The sequence below is a fragment of the Corallococcus sp. CA054B genome (genome assembly GCF_003611625.1).
GTDB lineage: Bacteria > Myxococcota > Myxococcia > Myxococcales > Myxococcaceae > Corallococcus > Corallococcus coralloides.
Genome location: NZ_RAVY01000380.1, coordinates 1 through 2,020, shown reverse-complemented (window position 1 = coordinate 2,020; position 2,020 = coordinate 1). Strand labels below are relative to the sequence as shown.

The following is a 2,020-nucleotide window of genomic DNA, read 5'->3' as shown; positions in this document are numbered from 1 at the left end:
CCTTGCGCCCCTTCGACATCCTCCAGGTCTGGCACGAGCGCTTCGACGGCGACCCCGCGCACCAGTGGCTGCGCGGCCTGGTGGCGCGGTCCGTCAACGCAGGGTCTGAAAACACCCGGAGTTCACGAAGGGTGCGGCGCGCGCCAGCTTCCTGACACTCAGGGGGCACGACACTGAACGTCAGTACACAGGTGGGGGAGCATCGCATGGGGGGCTTCGTGTAGGGTGCTCCGCATGAATCCTGAGAAGCTTGTTTTCGCCCAGACCGTCGAAGCGCTCTTCGTCCGAGCGCTGGAGAACCGCCTGACGCCCGCATGTCGCGAGCACCTGAAGCGGGCGGGGCTGGACCTCGACCGCAAGCTGGAGCGCACCTATTCGCTGGAGCAGTGGCGGGAGTTCCTGCGCATCGCGGCCGGGCACGTCTATGGCGGCGTGCCGGCGGAGGCCGCGTACTACTCCCTGGGCGAGCGCTTCATGGACGCCTACTTCGGCACCTTCTTTGGCCGTGCGCTCCTGGGCGTGGGCCGGCTGGCCGGTCCCCGGCGGATGCTGCTGCGGGCGGACCTGGGCTTTCGCGCCGGCAACAACTTCAGTGAAGTCAAAATCGTGGAGCGCAGCGCGACTTCGCTAGAGCTTTGGATGAACGACGTGCTGGCGGATCAGCCGACGTTCGCGGCGGGCTTGCTGGCGCGCGCGGTGGCGCTGTGCGGGGGCTGGCGGGTGGTGGCGCTGCCGGAGGAGTTCGACGGCACGGCGGCGACGTTCCACCTGCGCTGGAGCGAGGCCGCCGTGGAAGGGGCGCTCAGCGCCACTGAGGATGGGTCCGGAGGCGACGCTCGACCTCAGGCGTGAGGGTCCCCCCGTGCGGGGCTCGGGAGGACGAGCGCTCCCAGCGCTCCAGCCACCGGGACCCCAGCGGTGCGGTCAGTGCTTCATAGCGGGTCGAGGCCACGGTGGTCTCCCCCTTGGTGCCGGTGGACACGCCGGCGCCCACGTAGAACCCCGCGAGCAGCAGCGTGACGCGGGTGGGCGTGGCCGCGCTGTAGGTCATCAGCAGGGCGCCCTCTCCATCTTCCCGGCAGTGCCGGCGCACCCGGGCGAGGACGGCTTCGGTCCACATGTCCGGGTTGGACGCGGGTGAGAACGGGTCGAAGAAGACCAGGTCCGCCGGGGGCAGCTCCGCCTCCGGCTCCAAGAAGGGCACGGCGTCCCCCAGCTTGAGGGTCCACCGGATGCCGGGCTCGCTCCAGGCGCCGTGCTTCATGAGGCTCTCACAGGCTTCGCGGAACGGCTGGAGGAAGGGGAAGCCCTCCGCGTCCGCGAGCGCGAGCCGCAGCGGGGCCAGGTCCACCTCGAAGCTGACGATGTGCAGGTCGCGGGCGCGGTCCGGGCCCAATTCGCGGGCGCGGGTGAGCGCGGCGACGGCGTTGGTGGCGGCGCCCAGGCCCACGTCGTGGATGACGAGCGGCGGGCCGGGCTGGCGCAGGCGGTCCGCGAGGCCGGGCTGGTCGACGTAGAGGCGCAGGGCTTCCTGCCACGGACCCACCGCGGGGTGCATGACCTCGCCATGGCCCAGGTGGCGCACGGCGCGGTGGCCGTTGCGCAGGGTGACGAGCTCGAAGTCGCCGTCGCGCGGATGGGAGGGCTCGGACATGGGGCTCCTGGCCTGGAGGGGACGTGTGGGAAAGGATGGGTGCCTAGCATGACGACTCCAGGGCAGGAACATCGGGGCGCGCTTCACGGGGAGGACGTCCGGCACGGGGAGGCTGCGTTCGAGGGCGGCCGGGTGCGGCTGTCGCTGCGGGTGGAAGCGGAAACGCGCACGGTGCTGGCGGCGGCGTGGGAGGCGTCGGTGGAAGCTTCGGGGGAAGCCTCGGGGGACTCCGGGCATCCGCTGGCGGCGTGCCTGGAGTCGCTGTGTCAGAACGCGGTGGGCATGGGGGTGGACGTGTTCCTGCGCTTCGACGACTTCCACCTGCGCTCGGGGTGTCCGGAGGGGTTGGAGGCGACGGAGGAGGCG

Annotated in this window: 3 protein-coding genes; 2 read left to right on the top strand and 1 reads right to left on the bottom strand. The window is 71.3% G+C overall.

Translation table 11 applies throughout. The features are described from left to right. The first annotated feature begins 234 nt into the window (after positions 1 to 234). Positions 235 to 852 carry a DUF2378 family protein gene (locus D7V80_RS40820; RefSeq protein WP_014397590.1) on the top strand — a complete coding sequence of 206 codons (618 nt, stop codon included), beginning with the start codon at positions 235 to 237 and terminating at the stop codon, positions 850 to 852. Here D7V80_RS40820 and D7V80_RS40815 read toward each other — a convergent pair. Then, complete coding sequence (locus D7V80_RS40815) at positions 803 to 1,654, bottom strand: tRNA (5-methylaminomethyl-2-thiouridine)(34)-methyltransferase MnmD (protein WP_120593128.1); 852 nt, start codon at positions 1,652 to 1,654, stop codon at positions 803 to 805. The genes D7V80_RS40820 and D7V80_RS40815 overlap by 50 nt on opposite strands. A 48-nt stretch (positions 1,655 to 1,702) precedes the next feature. Here D7V80_RS40815 and D7V80_RS40810 point away from each other — a divergent pair. Next, on the top strand, positions 1,703 to 2,020 hold a 318-nt coding region (locus tag D7V80_RS40810; RefSeq protein ID WP_147447399.1), incomplete at its 3' end, for a hypothetical protein.

Coding starts and splice junctions, on each gene's coding strand:
- D7V80_RS40820 (WP_014397590.1), top strand. CDS start 235: ATGAATCCTGAGAAGCTTGTTTTCGCCCAGACCGTCGAAGCGCTCTTC.
- D7V80_RS40815 (WP_120593128.1), bottom strand. CDS start 1,654: ATGTCCGAGCCCTCCCATCCGCGCGACGGCGACTTCGAGCTCGTCACC.